The organism is Arthrobacter tecti (assembly GCF_054511355.1).
Window position 1 is genome coordinate 52,112 of the sequence record NZ_JBTNCT010000018.1, and the last position, 20,813, is coordinate 72,924.

Sequence of the window (20,813 nt, forward strand, 5' to 3'; positions counted from 1 at the left end):
AGCCCTCGACTTGAACTAGACGCCGCACCCGGAAAGGATCCGGTGACCATGTCACAGATGACAGGAACGACGGGTGGTGCGCCACCAACGGCGGGTACGCCACTTGAACGAGAGGCTCGCCCCTCACGCACCCTCAAAAAGCACAGGCGAATCACGCCCTACCTCTTTCTCATCGCTCCCTTGGCCCTGCTGATCACTTTTACTTTCGTGCCGGCGGCTAACCTCATCTGGTACAGCTTCACGGACTGGGACGGAATTGATCTCGAGAAGGAGTTCGTTGGACTCGAGAACTACATCGAGATCTTCACGGAACCCGAAGTCTTCCGGGTCTTCTTCGTCAGTCTCTATTACATTGGCGCGTCTTTTCTTCAGATGGGGATCGCGCTCTACTTCGCCACCATCCTGAGTTTCAACACGCGCTTCCGTAACTTCTTCAAAGGTGTTCTTTTCTTTCCCTACCTGATTAACGGGGTGGCGATCGGGCTGGTCTTCCTCTACCTGTACCAACCGGACGGCACCCTCGACAGTCTGTTGAAGGCTGTGGGTCTGGAAAGTGCGACAACGGCCTGGCTGGGCGATCCCGACGCCGTCAACGTATCCCTCGCGGCAACGTCCGTTTGGCGGTACACAGGATTGAACTTTGTCCTGTTCCTCGGGGCCATCCAGTCCATCCCAAGTCAACTGTACGAGGCGGCAGACTTAGATGGCGCCAGCAAATGGCAGCAGTTCCGATTCATCATCGCGCCGGGAATCAAGCGAATCATCAGCCTTTCCTTCATCCTCGCGATATCAGGAAGTCTGGCGGTCTTCGAAATCCCGTTCATCATGACCGGGGGAGCTAACGGCAGCTCCACTTTCGTCATTCAAACCATCCAAAGCGCGTTCCAGTTCCGGCAGGTGGGCTTCGCATCGGCGATGGCCGTCGTGCTGTTGCTGATCGTCCTGATCGTGACATTCATCCAACGCAAGCTGGTGCCCGACGACGAGGTGAACCTGACATGAGCAACCTGCTGCGCCGCGACTCTCGGCCAACCGACGCCCTTCGATTCCCGCAACGGGAGAACCACCGGACCCGAGCGGCAATCGCCACGTTCCTGAAGTATCTCTCGCTGGTGCTCGCTGTCGTCGTCGTCCTCGTGCCTCTTGTGGCGGTCTTCCTGACTTCCTTCAAAACCCGCGAAGAATACCTGACCACCGGCCCGCTTGACCCGCCAGAGAACTGGTTCAACTTCGAGAATTACGGGATCGCGTTCACGCAGGGGAACATGCTGCTGGGATTCGCGAATACGGGGATCGTGCTGATCGTTTCGCTGGCCGGCACCGTGTTGATCGGATCCATGACGGCCTATGCAATAGACCGCTTCGATTTCAAGTTGAAAAAAGTCGTCATTGCGCTCTTCCTGCTGGCCACACTGGTGCCGGGAGTGACAACGCAGGTCGCGACCTTCCAGATTGTTGTAGGACTTGAGCTGTACGACTCCTATGCGGCGCCGATCGCGCTGTTCCTTGGCACTGACATCATTTCCATCTATATCTTCGTCCAGTTCATGCAGTCCATCCCGAAGGACGTGGATGAGGCGGCAATGCTCGACGGCGCCAACAAGTTCACCATTTTCTGGCGGATCATCCTGCCGCTCCTGAAACCGGCGATCGCAACAGTGGTGATTATCAAGGGCATCGCCATCTACAACGAGTTCTACATTCCGTTTCTCTACCTGCCTTCCGAGGAACTGTCGATGATCTCGACGGCACTGTTCCGATTCACTGGGCCTTTCGGATCCCAATGGGAGGTCATCTCCGCGGGCACCCTTATTGTCATCATCCCTACCTTGATCGCATTCATACTTCTGCAGCGTTTCATCTACAGCGGACTCACCCAAGGAGCTACCAAGTGACAGTGACATCGACCGACGCCGGACAGCTCGCGAAGGACGAAGCACTCCTGCACCAGAACTGGCATGTTGAGGCCATTAACGGCCCGGTGCCGCAACTGATCTCCGGACGCTCCATACCGGCGACGGTTCCTGGAAGCATCCATACCGATCTCATGGCGGCCGGCCTGATCGAGGACCCCTACCTGGATGACAATGAACGGCTGCTGGCCTGGATCGGTTTGTGTGACTGGCGCTACAGCACGAGTTTTCAGTGGCGGGGGGATCAGCACCAACGCACTGACTTGGTGTTTGAAGGACTGGATACGGTGGCGGTCATTGAACTGAACGGCGAACGCGTCGCTGAGACTGCAAACATGCACCGCACCTACCGGTTCGACGTTCGGGCGCTGTTGCGCGAGGGATCGAACGACTTGACCGTCACGTTCTCGTCGCCGGTGAAATACGCGGACCAGGCGAGTCTCGAGCAAGGTTATCGCCCGCACGTCAACCACCACCCCTACAACTCCATCCGTAAGATGGCCTGCAACTTCGGGTGGGATTGGGGGCCCGACGTTGCAACTGTAGGAATGTGGCGTGCCGTGCGTCTGGAGAACTGGTCCACAGTGCGGCTTGCCTCCGTTAGCCCGGTTGCCTCTGTGGAAGGTGCCGGGGGAGTGGTACGGGTCAGCGTGCTGCTCGAGCACGCAGTCGCCTCCAGCGCCCAAGTCGTGGTGCGCGTTGCCGGTGAGACCCGGACCGTTGATCTGGCGGCAGGCGCGGAGTCGGCTGCTGTCGATGTCGATGTGACCGACGTTGACCTCTGGTGGCCACGCGGCCACGGCGCCCAGCCGCTCTACGATTTGCAGGTCGACCTCGTTTCAGACGGGTCCGATCTTGATTCCTGGCACGGCCGCGTAGGTTTCCGCACCGTTCGGGTTGACACTGAACCGGACGCTCACGGCACCCCGTTCACGTTGATCATCAATGACCGACCCATTTTCGTGAAGGGCGCGAACTGGATACCGGACGACGCCTTCGTTCACCGGGTGGACCGCGCACGCTACGTGGAACGTCTGGCTCAGGCAGAATCGGCGAACATGAACCTGCTGCGGGTGTGGGGCGGGGGGATCTACGAAAGCGATGACTTCTTCGACCTGTGTGACGAATTGGGCATTCTGACGTGGCAGGATTTCCTCTTTGCCTGCGCCGCGTACGCCGAGGAGGAGCCGCTGCGCAGTGAGGTGGAAGCCGAGGTCCGCGACAATGTTCTCAGACTCCTTCCACACCCGAGCGTGGTCGTGTGGAACGGAAGCAATGAGAATGTTTGGGGCCACGAGGAGTGGGGTTGGGCCAAACGCCTGCGTGGCCGAACCTGGGGGAAAGGTTACTACGACGAGTTGTTGCCGGAACTTCTGCGCGAACTCGATCCGCAGCGGCCCTACACGCCGAGCAGCCCCTTCTCACCTGATCCGGCCCATTTCCCCAACGACCCCCAGCACGGATCCGTTCACCTGTGGGACCTGTGGAATCAACGGGACTACCCTCACTACCGCAGCTATCAGCCGCGTTTCGTGGCAGAGTACGGGTGGCAGGGGCCGCCCACGTGGTCAACCCTCACCCGGTCAATCAGCGACAGTCCACTGACCCCCGAATCGCCGGGCATGCTCGTTCACCAGAAGGCGATGGAGGGAAACACAAAACTCATCGACGGTTTGGTTGACCATCTGCCGCTGCCTGATGACACCGACGACTGGCACTGGGCCATGTCGTTGAACCAGGCGAGGGCGATCGAAGTGGCGATCGAACACTTCCGGTCTTTGAGTCCGCTGTGTATGGGAAGCATCGTGTGGCAGCTCAATGACTGCTGGCCCGTCACCTCCTGGGCGGCTATCGACGGCGACGGGCGGGCCAAGCCGCTTCTCTATGCGATCAAGCACGCCTACGAAGACCGGCTGGTCACCATCCAGCCGCGCGAGAACGGGCTCGCCGTTTGCGTCGTCAATGACACCGATCAGGAATGGCGGGACGACGTCATTGTCCGTTTGCTTTCCTACGGCGGGCATGAGCGGGCTTCAGTCACTCTCCCCCTGCAACTCGGCGCCCGGGAGAGCGCTACCCTCACTGTCCCTGAGGAAGTCGCCACCAGCACAAGCTCGAGTGGAGATCTTGTGTGCGCAACCGTGGGAACTGAGCGGGCGCTGTGGTTCTTCGCTGAGTACCGGGATTCCGAGCTAGCCGCACCTCAACTTGCCACCGAGGTGGTTCCGGTGGACGAGGGCTATGAGGTGCGGGTACGAGCCGGGAATCTGGTTCGTGACCTTACGCTGCTTGTTGACAAGGTAGACTCTGGTGCGCGTGTGGATGATCAGCTCGTCACCCTCCTTCCCGGAGAAAGCGTTACCTTTCACGTCCAGTCGGCCAGCTCCCTGGATGCGGGTGAATTGACCGCCGGCCGCGTGCTGAGGAGTGCGAACCAGCTCGTGGCCGGGGGAACAGCACAGTGACCGGAGTAGTTTTCCCGAGCGAACCAATCGCGGGCATGACCTGGGGGTGGACCGGTGTAAGAGGAACCTGGGGAACCCCGGCGGCCCAGGAATCCGTGCGGCTGATGAGGGATCTGAATCTCAACTGGGTCGCGGTGTCCTTCGCCGTGTTGCAGGACACCGCGCAGTCGACAGAGATTCCGTTCAAGGATGAGCCGACCGTGACGGATGAAGAGGTGCGCTGGGCCATCCGGGCCGCGAAGGCAGAGGGGTACTCAGTCTGTCTCAAACCGGTAGTCAATTGCGCAGACGGAACCTGGCGGGCGTTCATCGGATTCTTTGACGAGGACACGCCGGGCGAGCCTACCTGGGGGCAATGGTTCGAGTCCTATACCCGTTTCATGCTGCACTATGCCCGCGTGGCCGAAGAGGAAGGCTGCGAGATGCTGTGCATCGGCTGCGAGATGGTGCAGTCGGATAAGCGGGAACACGAGTGGCGCGCGCTCATCGCGGAAGTGCGGTCGGTCTACCGAGGATCAATCACCTACAACTGCGACAAGTACCAGGAAGGCAGGGTGCGCTGGTGGGATGCAGTCGATGTCATCTCCTCAAGCGGCTATTACCCGGAGCTGGAATGGGATGCTCAACTGGACCGCATCGAACAGGTGGTCGAGCAGGAGGGTAAACCCTTCTTCTTCATGGAAGCCGGATGTCCCAGCCGCACCGGTTCCGCAGCAAAGCCCAACGATTGGTCACTTCCCGGCGAACCATCCGAATCAGAGCAGGCACGGTGGTACCGGGCCATGTTTGACGCCTGCAGTGGGCGGGAGTGGGTCCGCGGCATTATGCTCTGGGATTGGCCGCCGAACCTCTACCCGGTGACTGAGTCGAATCTCAATGACGATTACTGCGTTTTCGGTAAGGAAGCCGCCGCTGTGGTTGGGGAGTATTTCGCCGAGATGACTGCGCGATGGCCTTCGGCGAGTCACATTGGGGGAACGTTGGATGAAAGGGAGCCCAGTGGCTGAGTTCGCGCTTGGAGTGGATTTCGGCGGAACGAAGGTTGAAGCGGCACTGGTCGACATCGAGGGATCGATTCTGCCTGAAAGCAGACATAGGCTGCCCACCGGTTCAGGAAGTTCCTCGGAGGAGCTGGTCGTTGCGGTGCAACACGTGGCAATGGAAGCGTTATCCGCTATACCTGCCGATGCAGCCCTGCTCGGAATCGGTATCGGCAGCGCAGGCCCCATCGGATTGCTTGAGGGCGTAGTAAGTCCGGTGAATATCGGGGTCTGGCGCGAATTCCCGCTGCGCTCGGTCGTCGAAAAAGCAGCAGCCAAAGCAGGTTACAGCTCCGAACCCATCCTCAGGCTGGACGGGCTTTGTATCACGCTTGCTGAAATGTGGGTTGGGGCCGGTCAGGGGTGCTCTTCACTCATGGGAATGGTGGTTTCCACCGGCGTGGGCGGTGGCATCATCGCGGACGGACGCGTGGTTTCGGGCAAGACTGGCAACGCCGGCCATATCGGACAAATAGAGGTGCCAGGCTTCACGCTGCCGGGCGTTGGATGCACCCTCGAAGAAATAGCCTCCGGACCGAACACGGTTCGATGGGCACGAACACACGGCTGGAAAGGAAGCACCGGTGAAGACCTCGCGCTCTCCTACGCCATGGGAAACGAGACTGCGGTGTCGGCGGTGAGGCGCAGCGCATCCGCCGTTGGGCGGGCGCTGGCTTCGGTAACCACCCTGCTCGATCTGGAACGAGTGGTGATCGGTGGCGGGTTCTCCCAAGTGACGCCAGACTACTGCGAACTTGTGCAGGAGGCTGCTCAGGAGCACGCACAGCTGGACTATTCGACCGGGCTGAAAATTCTTCCGACCGGGTTGGGAACGGATGGGCCCCTGATCGGGGCAGCGGCCCTCGTGCATCGAGGTGCTGGCCGAGAGATCGAATCCGTGCATCATCGGGCAATTCACCCGTTCGAGACCGCAACCTAGCGGTAACCGGCGCTGATCCGTCGAGAATCCGGCGGATGCTTGCCGGCTTTGTGCTCCTGCCCACTGACAGAACAGTGCGGGACTGAGAAGGCAGCAACCCGGGGGACAGTTCCTATCTGACCACCTACTTGACCAAGGAGTATAAACCGACGCCATGAGGCGGCTTCCGGGACAGTGCTCTCAACCGGTGATCTGGCCACAACCGACCAACAACACACCAGAGGAGTCGACCGTTCCATGAAGAAACTCGACCTATTGGACTGGCAAATGGGACAACTCGCTAACGGCGTCGTCAAGACCTACTTCCCTGCGAGCGTTCCTGGCAGCGTCCTGCATGACCTGGTTAAAGCAAGAGTGATTGATGATCCATACGTAGGTCTCGGCGAATCTTCGGCCAGCTGGGTTGCAGAAGCGGACTTCCGTTACGAGTCGGTGATTGAGGTGGAGAATGGCGATGACCGAATCGATCTCGTCGCGCATGGGCTCGACACGGACGCCGTCCTGAGGCTGGACGGCGTCGAAATTGGCCGCACCCGCAACCAGCACAGGACCTATCGCTTCGATCTGCGTTCCCACACAGGCCCGGGATCTCATGTAATTTCGATCGATCTGCTCTCAGCGGTTCGCAGCGCCCGCGCATTCGAGGATCGCATAGAGCCAAAACCCCTAGTGGGCGACACGCCTCCATACAATGCTATCCGGAAGATGGCCTGCAGCTTCAGTTCGGATTGGGGCCCGCATTTGCCGACCAGTGGACTATGGAAGCCGATCGGGTTGGAGCGCTGGGACGGCGTCCGTCTCGATGAGGTCCAGCCGCGTGTGCGCGTCGATGATGGCCGCGGGCTGATCGACATCACTGCGCGATTGGAGCGGACCCGTCCGGGCGACGCGACACTAATCGCTCATCTGTGGCACCCGGACGGATCACGATCGAGGACAGAGTCCTCCGGCTCAGGCGATGAGCTCAATATCACCATGACGGTCGACTCCCCCAACCTGTGGTGGCCACGAGGCTACGGTGACCAACCGCTGTACCGGCTGACCATCGAGTTGTGGAGTGACGGGGTGCAGCGTGATGAGTGGTGCCGGGAAATCGGCTTCCGGACCGTCCGGGTCGACTCACGCCCTGACGATCACGGTGTTCCGTTCACCTTGCAGGTCAACGGTCAGCCCATCCTGATCAAAGGAGCCAACTGGACTCCGGATGACTTCGCGCGTCCTCTCGTCGGAGCCGACTACCCGCGCAGCATCGCTGACGCGCTGAACGCCAATATGAATCTGCTCAGGGTGTGGGGAGGCGGGATCTTCGAGTCGGACCAGTTCTACGAGCTCTGCGACCGCTCCGGCATCATGGTGTGGCAGGACTTCCTTTTCTCCTGCGCGTGCTACTCCGAGTCGGAGGAGCTCGCGGCGGAAGTCGCTGCCGAGGCCCGCCAGAACATCCTCCGACTGGCTCCTCATCCATCCCTCGTGCTCTGGAATGGTGGCAACGAGACCGACGAGGGATACCACAATTGGGGCTTTCGCGACCGCATGCCGGCGGGCGCGGACTGGGGGGACGGCTACTACCGTCGGATGCTTCCCGACCTCCTCGAAGAACTGGATCCTGACCGCCCCTACATCCCGTCCAGTCCCTTCTCCCCTGAAAATCCGTCGATACCCACCGATCCCAATCAGGGCACTTCCCACAGTTGGAAAGTCTGGTACAGCAGGGATTACACCGCCTACGCCGAGACCGTTCCGCGATTTGTTGCCGAGTTCGGATTCCTCGGCCCGCCCGCGTATTCCACCCTCCTCCGCGCCCTCGACGGCGATCAACCGTCGCTCAACAGCCCGGCGTTGATCTCCCACCAGAAGGCGGATGACGGCTTCAACCGACTAGAACGCGGATGGACCCCGCATCTGCCGACTCCGGTGGACTTCGACGACTGGCACTTCACCACCCAGCTCAACCAGGCGCGTGCCGTTCGGTTCGGGCTGCAGCACTTCCGCTCACACTGGCCGCGGACGGCGGGCTCTATCGTCTGGCAGCTGAAGGACTGTTGGCCCGGCATTGGCTACGCCGCCGTGGACGGCGATCGCCACCGCAAACCACTTTGGCACGCCATCCGCTCCATCTACGCCGACCGGGTGCTTATGTTCGTCGAACGCGACGCTGCTCTCTTGCTCGTCCTCGGAAACGACACCCCGACCACATGGGGCGCGGGCGTCACTCTGAGTCGTCGCCGATTTGATGGAGCGACGCTGGCCGCTGCTGAAATGGAGGTGGAGGTCCCGCCCCGGTCCTCCCTCACGGTCCCGGTTCCGTCCGGCGTCCTTTTCGCTGATTCTGTTGCTGACGCGGTCCTCACAGCCGAGGCGCAGGGCGCCCAAAGAGCGTACTGGTACGGTGCGGAGGACATCGCCCTCAATCTTCCTGAGCACATGTTCGATGCAAGCATCGAACATACTGATCTGGGCTGCGAACTTACTTTGGAAGCGCACTCGTTCACGAAGGACCTGTGCCTTTTTCCCGACCGACTTGACTCAACGGCCCGCGTGGGCCAAGCGCTGGTTACGCTCTTCCCCGGTGAACGGGCGATGTTTGAAATCGAGTCAGACCAGACCCTTGATCTGGCCGCACTCGTCAAGCGTCCCGTGCTGAGAACCGTCAACGATCTCGGACGGGCAGGAGAACATTCATGAGAGAACATTGCATCGACTGGAACGCGGGCCGGATACGAGTAGAGCTCTCCGCCGGCCCCGACCGGCCCGTCGGAGTGCATCGTATCCGCACAGACGGCTTCGACCTGGTCTCAGGCTCCGACGCCCCTGTAGTGGAGGTTTTGACTGCTGGGGAGGGACGCGCTCGCTCCACGTCCCGGCTGAGCGAGACGCTCGTCGGGGCACGGATGCGGTACCTGTCGCACCAGGTGACCCTCGACGGCTCAGCGAATGTGCTCACTGTCCATCAAAAGGACTATGAATCCGGTCTGCGAACGGCCCTGCAATTGCGGTCGGATGAGAACTCCGCCAGTCTGACCGCGAGGGTAACAGTGATCAACGATGGTGCGGTGCGATCGCTGATCCTTGCCATGCCCTCTCTGGTGCTCGAGCTCCGGTTCGGTGCCCAAGACAGTTCGTTCGCACCGGATACCTCATTGAGCCAAGGTCGCAGCGATTGGCTCGCCGAGTCGCGCTGGACATCCACGCCGCTGCGTTCGGCACTTGTCGACTGGTCCCGCGGCGCGCACGGGTCGAATGGGCGGGGCCAGATCGCGGTAATATCGAGTGGCTCGTGGACGACGGGAAGAAACCTCCCGGTCGCTGCAATTGAATCGGTGCGAGCTTCGACAGCCCTGATCTGGCAGATCGATCACAGCGGGCCGTGGCGCTGGGAGCTCGCTGAGAATGACACGGGGCTTTCACTCGCGCTTTCGGGTCCGACGGACCTCGACCACTCATTCTCGCGTCTCCTCGAACCGGGAGTGGCGTTCACCTCTCCGGCGGCAACGATCGCCATCGGCCCAACTCTTGATTCCGCCTTTGCGGAGCTTACTTCCGCTCGCCGGTCGCGGCGGCGTTCCCATCCTGATGACGAAGCACCCGCGGTCGTCTACAACGACTTCATGAACACGTTGATGGGTGACCCGTCAACAGAGGCGATCCTGCCTCTGGTTGATGCCTCTGCCGCCGTCGGTGCGGAGGTCTACTGCATCGACGCCGGTTGGTACGACGATGGTGACGACTGGTGGGACAAGGTAGGCCAGTGGAAACCCTCGGCACGCCGCTTTCCCCAAGGAATTGAGGAGGTAACCGACGCGATTGCCTCGACAGGGATGCGCGCCGGACTTTGGTTCGAGCCGGAGGTTGTCGGAGTCAATAGCCCCGCGGCGAACACGCTACCACCTGACGCTTTTTTCAGCCGGTCGGGCATCCCCGTGCGGGAGCACGACAGGTTTCATCTTGACTTCAGCAGCGCAGCAGCAAGGGACCACGTGTCATCCGCAATCGAGCGCCTGATCGAGAAGCTAAAACTCGGCTATTTAAAGCTCGACTACAACATCGACCCCGGTGCCGGCTCAGACCTGGCAACAGCGAGCGTCGGTGAGGGGCTTTCTAACCACACAACCGGTTACCTTGCATGGCTCGACGAAATGCGCGGACGCCACCCCAATGTGGTGATCGAGAACTGTGCCTCCGGTGCGATGCGTGCAGACACCCCACTCCTGGACCGCGTCCAGGTACAGTCAACATCCGACCAACAGGATCCGAGACGCTACCCTCCCATCGCGGCCTCAGCGCCGATGTCCATGCTTCCTGAACAGGCAGCGAGTTGGGCATACCCACAGCCAGACATGACGGATGAGGAGATTGCGTTTACCTGCTGCACCTCGATGCTAGGCCGCATGTATCTTTCCGGCCGCATCGATCTAATGACGCCCGCACAACTTCGGATCGTAGGACAGGCAGTGACAGCACACAAAGCCATCCGCGATCAGATCCGGCGCTCGGCACCGATCTGGCCGATCGGACTCCCAGGCTGGGACGACGAGTGGATCGCTCTCGGGCTTATGGATCGAGATGCATCAAGCGCCTTATTGACGATCTGGAAGCGCGCTTCGAAAGAAGGACGAATCATCCTTCCGTTGCGACAGTTTCGCGGGCTCGTCCTATCCGTCACTGCGGTTTTTCCCGAATTTGGTACTTGGCGGGCGGACTGGCATCAAGACGCAGGCGTCCTAAGTATCACCAGCGATAAGAATGTTCCGTTCGCTGCGCGAACCCTTCTGCTCGAAGTAAGAGAACCGTCAGCCCCACGGTCGGACGGTTGACTGCACTTTGAAAGACAGCTAACTTCAGAACTTCAGAAGACAGGGAACCCGCCCAGGCGTAGTGTGCGGTGCAGCATCGAGTCCTCAGGGTCGTCACCGATTCCGTTCAACTCCACAGCAAGCCCGGGGTCGGGGCGGAGCCTTGCCTTCAATCCCGCTCCAATAGGAGTAGGGACCGCAGACGTCACCTCACACCGTTCGCAACCGCCGCGGGACGACATCCAGATTGGCATGTGATGATGCAAGCTTTGGATACCCTTGGCTGGTAGAACGTTTCCAGCCTCCAGCAGGAGTACCTCCTTTGGCAACCGCATCCAGTGTCCGATCAAGTGAGCAAACACGAAGTTTCATCCTCGACACGATTCGTGCCTCAGGGCGTATCAGCCGGGTCGAACTAGCGAAGAAATCCGGTCTGACCGAAGCGACTATTTCCACTGTCGTGAGGCGTGTTATAGCCGAAGGTCTGATCATCGAAGCGGGTTTTAGCGAGTCTACGGGGGGCAAGCGCAGGACGCTGCTGGAGATCAACAGTTCTGCGCGCTATGCGCTCGGTGTTTCACTGGACCGCGAACGTCTCGTCCTTGTGGCCGCGGATCTCTCTGGGAAAGTAGTTGGAAGCGCAGAAACTCCAGGAACCGGTGACACTTATCCCGGGACCGTCATTAAGTTGATCGCATCCCGCGCGGCGGAGTTGCTCAAAGAAGTGAACATTGACCCAGCCACCGTCGTCGGTATCGGTGTGGCGAGTCCTGGACCTCTGGATACCCGAGCAGGAGTGTTGCGGGGGCACCGGCCCTCCTCAGCTTGGCGGGATTACCCCTTAGAAGAGCGGCTTGAGGAGCAGAGCGGCTTTCCCGTAGTGCTTGACAATGACGCGACGTGCGCGGCTTTGGGTGAGTACTGGACCAATAATGTGCTGGTGACCGCTCCCGTGTCAGCGACCGTCTATATGGCAGACGGCATTGGTTGTGGCATTCTGGTGAACGGTCAGATTTATCACGGGTCCTCCTCGAATGCGGGTGAAATAGGCCATGTCACTCTCGATATCGCCGGCCCAAAATGCCACTGCGGTTCGCGAGGGTGCGTGGAACTATACGCAGCTCCAGCTGCCGTAGCCGCGCGGGCCCTTGCGAATAAAAGATTGACTCGAGAACTGAAACTTACGCCGAAAGTCTCATCCAGCAGAGAAAACTTCGACAGTATTGCGAAGGGCGCTGTCGAGGGAAACACGACGGCGCATGCCCTGATCATGGAAGCGGCTGTATACCTTGCCGAGGGAATAGTGTCGCTCAGCAACGTGCTGGATCTGGACGAAGTGCATCTGTCCGGCCCGGGCTTCTCGATAGCCGGGGAGATTTTCGCTGAGGTTATCCAGGGCCGCCTGAATGAGGGAACCTTCATGCGCGCCATCCATCCGGTTCTGACCAAGCTCTCGACCATCGGTGATGAATCAGCCGCTGTCGGAGCGGCCGCACTGGTTCTTCAACATCAGCTCACCCCGCATTTGGCTGCCCGCTCGCGGCGAGCCCGCGGGAATGTCCAGCTGGTGGCCGCAGAGAGCCTTGCGTAAGGTCCTCCGCTACCCTTCCTTAAGTAAATTAACTTAGCTAAGCTTGGATCACCTCGCTGTGCATTCGCCCGAGGACTCCACCAACTATCAGTTCAATGGAGAACAGTATGCGTTCACCCAGCTTACGGGCGGCCAGAACAGCCGCAGCTGCAGTAACAGCAGTCGCTTTAACCATGACCGTCCCAGGTATCGCTTCGGCTGCTCCGGACATACCGGGCGCGCCGGTGATTGACATTGTTGACACCGATGCCAGTTATTCGACCAACTCCCTGTATCAGTACTTGATGAAGCAGCAGGGCGAGGGCATTCTCTTCGGTCATCAGCACACCACCGACAACGGCATCACCTTCTCCGAAGCGAACGGCGTCAATTCCGACGTCCTGGCGGCGACAGGGGAGTACCCCGGAATTTTCGGATGGGACACGCTGATCCTCGAGGGCCTTGAACGTCCGGGCACGGGCAGTCTCGCCAATGGGGAGGAAAACGCCCGCAAATGGGCGGAAGGCATGATCAACGCCCACGAACTCGGCGGTATCAATACGATCAGCGCACACATGAAAAACTTCGTCACCGACGAGAATTTTAATGACACGTCCGGGAGGGTAGTCTCGCAGATCCTGCCGGGCGGCCCTGAGAACGCGGAGTTCAACGAGTACCTCGATCTGATCGCGCTGACAGCCGATCTCACGGTGGACGGCGATGGTGATCCCATCCCGTTGATCTTCCGCCCCTTCCATGAAAATACGGGATCGTGGTTTTGGTGGGGTGCTGCGCACGCTACAGCCGGCGAGTACAAGGAGATCTTCCGGTACACCGTGGAGTACCTGCGTGACACCAAGGGCGTCTCCAACATGCTCTACGCTTTCTCTCCCAATGGTTCCTTCGGAGGCGACGCCGAGCGATACCTTGCGACCTACCCAGGGGACGACTGGGTGGATGTCCTCGGTTATGACTCCTACGATTACGACAATTCCCTGGCAGATTCCGACGCCTACATAGAATCGGTGCGGGTGGATCTGGGGATGGTCACCGACCTTGCCGCTGAGCGGGGAAAAGTTCCGGCATTTACGGAGTTTGGTCGCAACGGAGAACGCACAATAAAACCGAGCGGAAACAAAAGCCTCAGCTTCTACACCGACCTCTTCACTGCAATTAAGAATGATCCCAAAGCGAAGCGGATCACCTACATGCAGACGTGGTCGAACTGGGGCCTTGACCAGTTCTATGTTCCGTACCCGGCGTACGACGGCAACCCTGAGCACGAGATGTATCAGGACTTTCTGCAGTTCTACAACGATCCGTACAGCGTCTTCTCCGCGGGAGTGAACGGAGTTTATGACAACGACGCCAACGCCGAACCTGCTGCTCCAACTGTGCGGATCGTCAGTCCCGCTGACGGAGTCCGTGTGAGCGAGCCGGCCACGACGGTGCGAGTCAAGGCCACCGTCACGGAACCGGACCGGGTGTACTTCACGGTCGAAGATGATCCTGCAGAGTATGAACTGACACTTGGCGCCGACGGCTACTACTCCGCGGAGTGGAGCATTGGCGAGGAGAATCTGACGAACAAGTCAAGCACCCTGAACGTCTTCGCCGTCTACGATGGTCAACCCACGGTGCAGACTGGATCCTCAGTTATCCTCGGGGAGCCCACTGAGTTGCCTGTTGGGGTTGTTGACGACTTCGAAACCTACAGCGACGACGCCGCACTACGCTCCGCCTACGCTTACAACAACGCGACGGCAGAGGACATCTCGCTCACCGGCGATATAAAGGGCTCGGGGGAGTATGGTGTGCAGTTCGACTACGATTTCACCGCCAGGTCCTACGGTGGTTTCGGCAAAGTATTCCAGGGTGGGCAGGATTGGTCAGCCTTCAACCAGATCAACGTCTGGCTGGATCCAGACGGCGGTAACCAGAAGTTAGTGCTGCAGGTAAATACGGCTAATGGTCAGAGTTTCGAGGCATATCCGTCCTTGGCCGGAATGGAGCCAACTGAACTCGCGATCGATATTCTGGATTTCCGTGCCAAGAGCGACCCGAATAGGTCATTGGCGCGCGAAGACCTCACAGGAGTCACTGAGTTCTGGGTTTACATCAACCAGGTCGGAGAGCCCTCCGCGAGCAGTATTGTGCTCGATGACATCCGAGCTGTCAGCGGCGACGCTGAGCCCACCCTTCCCACGGATCCCGGAACTGATCCGGAGGAGCCGGCGGAACCGGGTGTTGTCGATACCTTCGAAGGTTACGCTGACGAGGCAGAACTGCGTGCCGCCTGGAGCCGGGCAGGCGCGGGTAACCTCACCCTGTCCGCCGAGAAAAAGGTAGCAGGTGAGTTCGGAGCAGGATTCCCTTACAGCGGCGGATTCACTGATTTCCAAAAAGCCATCAACGCGGACTGGTCAGCCTTCGATCAGTTGAGCTTCTGGGTTCAACCTGACGGTTCAGAACAGAAGATCGTCCTGCAACTGGTCGCCGACGGCAACTACTATGATGCGGTACCAATGGTCACGGGCTCGGAAGCGACAGAGGTCTCGATTCCTTTCTCCGAGTTCACTCCCGCACCCTTCCAGGGTCGAGACCCAGCGCTACGCCCGAGCCCGGAGGAACTCGCTAACGTCGAGCAGTTGGTCATGTTCATCGAGTCGACCGGGACCAGTACCGGAACCACAGGCGTCTACTACTTCGACAATATCCGGGCGTCGAACAAGCCGGTTGTGGACGACGACGTTGACCTGCGTGTCAGCGCAAAATCACAGGATGTCAGCGGAACCGTCCACGTTGCTGTGCACGCTGTGAACGAGGAAGATGTGCCGGTCGATATACGTCTGGTGACGGACTTCGGCAGTAAGAAATTCTCGAAGGTCCAACCGGGAGAGGCGGTCTACAACCTGTTCGATACCGGCTCGACCCAGATCCCGGCCGGGACCGCCACCGCGAACGGCTATAAATGGGTCGGCGGCCAAGGCTACTACACCTCCCATGTCGCCGCCTACGAAGCTCTGACGCTTGTCGAGAGCGAGCCCGAAGAACCCACCTATGAGGCTCAGAAGAGCGACCTCAAAGCAAAAAATCGAGGAGGTATCGACGGCCTGGAACGCAGGCCCATGATTCGGGGCCAAGAGGCTACACTCACAGCTTCCGGCTTCGCACCGGGTGAGTGGGTCTGGGCCAGCGTTGTCACCCGCGGCGTCGACATCGGTTGGGTGCGTGCGGACCAGAGTGGCGCAGTTGAGTTGAAGTTCGCCGTCCCGGATGAACTCCGAAACGGATCGAACCAAGTTGCCATGACCGGGCAAAACGAAGGACGCATTCTGTGGGAGAGGTTCGTTGTGAAACCCGAACGAGGGAAACGCTGACGACCGGGTTCAATCACCTGAACTGACAGCAATGGAAGGCGGCCCGGGCTCAACGTCCGGGCCGCCCTTCCCATGATCGAAGTAGAGCGCCCCCTCATCGGGTAAGGGATAGGCCCTACAAAGCGGCAACTGAAAGAGGCGGCGCCGGGACCTGAGTTCCAGCGCCGCCTCTTTTGCAAGCAGATCAGTATACGAATGCTCCGAACAGCTAGTAGACAGAAGCTCTGCGGGAGGTGTTGTTGATCCCGGCAGGGTGATAGAGCAACTGCTGCCCCCACCAGGTCAATTGGGCCGGGTCGAAGTTGCGGACAATATCGAGTGTCTCGTCACCGCCGCTGTTGCCTGAGTACGACCATCCGATGTAGCCGACGCCGCGTTCCTGCGCCGCGGTCATGATTGCTCCCTCGTTGACGTTCTGACCACCTTGCTCATGTCCAAATTCACCTATAACGATCGGCCACTTGTTCCAGCGAATGAAGTGATCAAGATACTCTGCAATCTTGCCTGCATCCTGATAAACCCCGTACATGTGCACCGACAGCATCGTGTTCTGAAGCGGGTCCGCCTGCAGGACCAGGCCGCCATCCTCCTTCATTGTGTTGGTCCAGTCCTGGCCCCAGTTGGGTGCGTCAATCATCAGCGTGTGAGTGAAACCGGCGGACCGCATCGCCTTGACTGCAGAGACCGAATCCCTCGTCCAGTTGTACACCTTGTTGTTGCCCTGATTCCCGTACGCTTCGTTCCCGATGTTGATGATCACGTACCGTTCCTGGCCTTTGAGTACGCTAGCCATGCTCTTCCAGTAGTCGACGGCGCGTGCGAGGCTGGCTGCCCCGGCCGGCGCATTCCCGTCGGTGTCGCCGTATCCTGTGGTGTCGTGTACTTCCAGCACGCAGACGAGCCTATGTTCCTTGCACTCATTCACCGCCTGTTGCACCTGGGCCGTCGTGGTCCGATTGAACACGTCTCCATTGGAAAGGACTACCCGAATGGTGTTCGCGCCGAGATTTGAAATTTCCTCGAACGCTCCGGTTTCCCACGGAAACCATGCGTGTGGGTGATTGATTCCGCGCATCACAAACTCCACACCGTTGGCGTCATACAATCTGCCATTGCTGATGTAGAAACCGGATGCTGCATTCGCTGGCACGGGTAAACCGATTAGTAGAAAGAGGCTGACCACTACTAGGGCAAGACTTCTTCGAAATGTTCGCACTGCAAGACTCCTTCGTCTATAAGGAATGAGACACGACATGCATCTCATTCCTTAATTAACTTACGGAAGTTGTAGGGGAGGTCAAGAGTCCTGCCAACTATTCGATGAAAGACGACAGCGGCGGCGTGTGCTTCGCTGTCGATCCCCGCTGTATGATCGTCGCCCTCGGAACATGAATGGCTTCCGCCGGAGCTCCTGCAATCACTTTCAGTATTGCGACACCGGCCAGTTCGCCGATCGCAAGAACATCATGGCTCATGGCCGACAGGGGCGGCTTTGAGAGCTCACAGAGCGCCGAATCATCCCACGCAAGCAGAGATAGGTCCTGTGGAACTTTTACTCCCAACTCTTGTGCCGCCCGTAATCCGCCAAGGGTCATCAGGTCGTTGTCATAAATGATGGCAGTAGGCGCCGGTCCGCTGATCAAAGCCGTAGTCTCGAAGTATCCGGCCTCCTCAGAATAATCACCTGAACACGAGTTGAATGTCAGCGCGAGCTCCGCGCAACTGCTTCGCAGCGATTCTTCTCGAATTCGCGAATGGACCATCTCCGACGGGCCGCCGACATGCCCCAGGGATTGGTGACCGAGGCCTCGAAGAAAGTTCACCGCGTCGCGCATCACGGCGTCGTCCTCAGTCCAGATAGAGGTCAACCCACCGGCGGATACCGGATCACTAATTGCCACCGCTGGGAGGCCCAGATCTCGCACCTTTTCCAGACGAATGTCATCTGGCACGAGATCCACAAGAATCAGGGCGTCCACATGTCGTTCAACCGTCCACCGTTCGTAGGTCCGAAGCTCGGCGTCCATATCAGGCAGTATCTGGAGGAGAACTGAATAGTTTGCAGAGTGCATCACCACCTCAAGTCCGGCTATGAACTCGTGGTAGAAAGGTTCGGCGCGGAGAATTTCAGATGTACGCCTCAGTGACAAGCCGATCGAGTTGCTCCTCGCGGCATCACGATCCAGCGAGTCAGGTTCTGTTTGCAACGATGCTCCATGGTTTGAAGGCCGAGGATGATCGGTAGGAGGGCGCTCGGGCGCTCAATCACATAATCGCATATAAGCTACCCAACACATTCAGGCCGAACGGAACCAAACAGTGGCACGATACGAGAACTCCAGCTCAGGGCCGGGCAGCAGTGCCCTGATTATGGACCTGATTCGATCTGCCGGAAGTATCAGTCGGGCCGAACTCTCGCCTCTGACAGGACTCACCCAGGCTGCGATCTCCACGATCGTAAAGAAGCTAATCAACGACGACCTCATTCGGGAGGTAGGGCACTCCGACTCGACAGGAGGCAAGCGCCGCCGCCTGCTGGCAATGAACTCGGTGGCTCGTTTTGGTGTCGGTATGCAACTGGGACCCCAGGGCCTCCTTTGGACCGCGACCAACATGCGCGGTGGCGTCCTTGGACGAAAGCGCACGCCTGAAGCTCCGCCGCATGACCCATCCTTGATGGTCGCTCGAGTTGCCCACGAATACGTTGGGTTCCTCGCTGCCCTCCAGCTACCAGACAGCGCGAGCGCAGGACTGGCACTGGTTGGTCCAGGACCCATGGACCAGATTGGCGGCTTGTTCCAAGGCACTCAAACCCCGGAAACCTGGCGTCGCTTCGACATGGCTGGGCCTTTGAGCGAGAAACTAGAGATACCTGTTCGGGTTGAGAATGATGCAAACTCTGCGGCCCTCGGCGAGTTCTGGTCGCGGCAAATCTCGCGGGCGAAGACGTTCGCCTGCATCTACATGAATCTAGGAATCGGTGCCGGGGTCGTAGTCGATGGAGCCCTTTACCGTGGCGCCAGTTCTAATGCCACCGAGCTCGGCCATATCTGTCTGTACCCAGAGGGCCGGAATTGTTTCTGTGGCAACCAGGGTTGCGTCGAACGTTATGTAGCACCGGACGCGGTACTCAGCCAAGCCCGCCTGGATCCCGAGCTGAGCGAACAGCTCTACGCATTATCCGGCGCCCGGGACACGATGGGGCAATTCGACGAGTTGGCGCGCTTGGCCATACGTGGAAACGGCTCTGCGGCGACACTGATTGACGCCGCTGCCGCTCATCTCGCGCACGCAACTCTTACTCTGACGAACCTCTTTGATTTAGATCACATCGTGCTCGCCGGGCCGGGCTTTGCTGTAGCCGGCGCGACGTTCGTCTCCCGATTGCGTTCACGACTCACATCCCAAGCCTTCGCTCGCCACGCACACAGCATCACAGTTGAGCTTTCCTCGAACCCTCGAGACTCGGCGGCAACAGGGGCGGCGGCGCTCATGCTCCAAAGCTCGGTATCTCCCACCCGCGGAGCGACCAAGACCCGGTTCACCAGTGTGCGAACGGAGGGATGAATCGTCAACGGCTTCTCCGTCCGCAAGGGCCCATCATCTTCGCTTATTGACTGGCTGGGTGATGCGATCGATTCTTTCCAAGCTTCGCGGAACGGTCCCGAGAGTCCGCGGATCCGCGAGCGTCCGCGTGAATACTGCCTCGACCGCGCCCACGAGTAACAGGTCGCTTCCAAGCTCGGCCCGTTCCAGACGTGCTTCATCACCTAGACCATTGATGGAACCGGTCGACACTGCTTCAATCAGCCGTTGCCTTGCGGCTACGAAGAGCACCCCAGGAATCCTCCGAGGACAATAACTCGTGGATTGAACGCGTTCACCAAGTCGCTCAGCGCACTGGCCTGCCGTTGGATTTCACGTGCCGCCAACGGCGGAGCCGAACCTATGGCGTCTTCGAGTTGCTCAGTACCCGCCTGGTCAAGGCCTGTGGCAGCCAGCAGGCGATCTAGGTTCACCTCGGTCTCAAGGCATCCCCGACGCCCACGGTGGCAGGATTCGCCGCCTGGTCGGACAACCAAGGTGGCCGACCTTCTGTCAGTTACCCTGTCAGAGCTCTCGAACCTGGCGCTGAGTGCACCTGCAGGGGAGACGGCTTGACCCTGGTGCCGTACTTCGGGGGGAGCGGACCCCAAATCTCCCGAAGGCGTTCGGCTCGCTGCACGGTGTCACCTTGTGGAATTTCACGCGGGCGAATCTGGCTCGGGCTGCCATCGAAGGAGTCGTGTGTTCCTTGGCCGACGGACTCAAAGCACTTACGGACGCGGGTGTAGCTGCCGGACGAATCATCCTGATTGGCGGGGGCGCGCGTTCTGCCGCAGTGCAACGGGCCGCCGCGGCGCTTTTCGAAACCACCACAATCCGAGGACCTCATGGATAGCTCGACCGTCACCATTCTGTCCCTCTTCCGTCGTCGTCTCTGGATCTCGGTTCGGTTCAAGTGTGGTGAGGCACCTTCTTCCGTGGGTCTTTGCAAGGTCGAGCACACTGCGAAACTCACTGTGACGCTTGCCAAGTGGAATGCGGGCAACTAAGTGACGAGTAGTGCCCCTTAGAGTGGTGTAACGCCCGCTGGTGACCGGTACCGCCCGAACGGGGCGCGGTCACCGTGGGTCCTTCGAGGAAACTCTCACATCCCACTCGAAAGGACA

General features: G+C 59.5%; 12 protein-coding genes and 1 pseudogene. 11 read left to right on the forward strand and 2 right to left on the reverse strand.

The window, feature by feature from the left end:
• The first annotated feature begins 48 nt into the window (after positions 1–48).
• From ACX80C_RS16165 to ACX80C_RS16205, 9 genes are all read left to right on the forward strand, one after another.
• Complete coding sequence (locus ACX80C_RS16165; protein ID WP_459327479.1) at positions 49–1,002, forward strand: carbohydrate ABC transporter permease; 954 nt, start codon at positions 49–51, stop codon at positions 1,000–1,002.
• Positions 999–1,895 carry a carbohydrate ABC transporter permease gene (locus tag ACX80C_RS16170; protein WP_459327480.1) on the forward strand — a complete coding sequence of 299 codons (897 nt, stop codon included), beginning with the start codon at positions 999–1,001 and terminating at the stop codon, positions 1,893–1,895. The genes ACX80C_RS16165 and ACX80C_RS16170 overlap by 4 nt, the downstream gene beginning before the upstream one ends.
• Positions 1,892–4,378: a glycoside hydrolase family 2 protein gene (locus tag ACX80C_RS16175; RefSeq protein ID WP_459327481.1), complete on the forward strand. Its 2,487-nt coding sequence runs from the start codon at positions 1,892–1,894 to the stop codon at positions 4,376–4,378. Before ACX80C_RS16170 ends, ACX80C_RS16175 begins: the two co-directional genes overlap by 4 nt.
• Positions 4,375–5,385: a glycoside hydrolase family 113 gene (locus tag ACX80C_RS16180; RefSeq protein WP_459327482.1), complete on the forward strand. Its 1,011-nt coding sequence runs from the start codon at positions 4,375–4,377 to the stop codon at positions 5,383–5,385. The genes ACX80C_RS16175 and ACX80C_RS16180 overlap by 4 nt, the downstream gene beginning before the upstream one ends.
• The gene (locus ACX80C_RS16185; RefSeq protein ID WP_459327484.1) at positions 5,378–6,358 is read left to right on the forward strand and encodes an ROK family protein; all 981 of its coding nucleotides are present in this window, start codon (positions 5,378–5,380) and stop codon (positions 6,356–6,358) included. Before ACX80C_RS16180 ends, ACX80C_RS16185 begins: the two co-directional genes overlap by 8 nt.
• Before the next feature lie 237 nt (positions 6,359–6,595).
• Positions 6,596–9,043 (forward strand): glycoside hydrolase family 2 protein, encoded by a 2,448-nt coding sequence (locus ACX80C_RS16190; protein ID WP_459327485.1) that lies wholly within the window; start codon positions 6,596–6,598, stop codon positions 9,041–9,043.
• Complete coding sequence (locus ACX80C_RS16195; RefSeq protein ID WP_459327486.1) at positions 9,040–11,172, forward strand: glycoside hydrolase family 36 protein; 2,133 nt, start codon at positions 9,040–9,042, stop codon at positions 11,170–11,172. Before ACX80C_RS16190 ends, ACX80C_RS16195 begins: the two co-directional genes overlap by 4 nt.
• Positions 11,173–11,473: 301 nt before the next feature.
• Positions 11,474–12,742 (forward strand): ROK family transcriptional regulator, encoded by a 1,269-nt coding sequence (locus tag ACX80C_RS16200; RefSeq protein ID WP_459327487.1) that lies wholly within the window; start codon positions 11,474–11,476, stop codon positions 12,740–12,742.
• Positions 12,743–12,915: 173 nt separating this feature from the next.
• Positions 12,916–16,101: a glycosyl hydrolase gene (locus ACX80C_RS16205; protein WP_459327488.1), complete on the forward strand. Its 3,186-nt coding sequence runs from the start codon at positions 12,916–12,918 to the stop codon at positions 16,099–16,101.
• A gap of 208 nt (positions 16,102–16,309) precedes the next feature.
• Here the strand turns inward: ACX80C_RS16205 and ACX80C_RS16210 are convergent, their stop codons facing one another.
• Both ACX80C_RS16210 and ACX80C_RS16215 read right to left on the reverse strand, forming a co-directional pair.
• Complete coding sequence (locus ACX80C_RS16210; RefSeq protein ID WP_459327489.1) at positions 16,310–17,356, reverse strand: glycoside hydrolase family 5 protein; 1,047 nt, start codon at positions 17,354–17,356, stop codon at positions 16,310–16,312.
• A gap of 58 nt (positions 17,357–17,414) precedes the next feature.
• Positions 17,415–18,308, reverse strand: a complete 894-nt coding sequence (locus tag ACX80C_RS16215) for a LacI family DNA-binding transcriptional regulator (RefSeq protein WP_459327490.1) — start codon at positions 18,306–18,308, stop codon at positions 17,415–17,417.
• 112 nt (positions 18,309–18,420) lie between these two features.
• Between ACX80C_RS16215 and ACX80C_RS16220 the strand changes: the two genes are divergently transcribed.
• Together ACX80C_RS16220 and ACX80C_RS16225 are read left to right on the forward strand one after the other, a co-directional pair.
• On the forward strand, positions 18,421–19,668 hold the full coding sequence (locus tag ACX80C_RS16220; protein WP_459327491.1) for an ROK family transcriptional regulator: 1,248 nt from the start codon (positions 18,421–18,423) through the stop codon (positions 19,666–19,668).
• Between the two features lie 519 nt (positions 19,669–20,187).
• Positions 20,188–20,509: pseudogene (locus ACX80C_RS16225) on the forward strand (FGGY-family carbohydrate kinase); the annotation flags it as partial.
• Between the last annotated feature and the right edge of the window lie 304 nt (positions 20,510–20,813).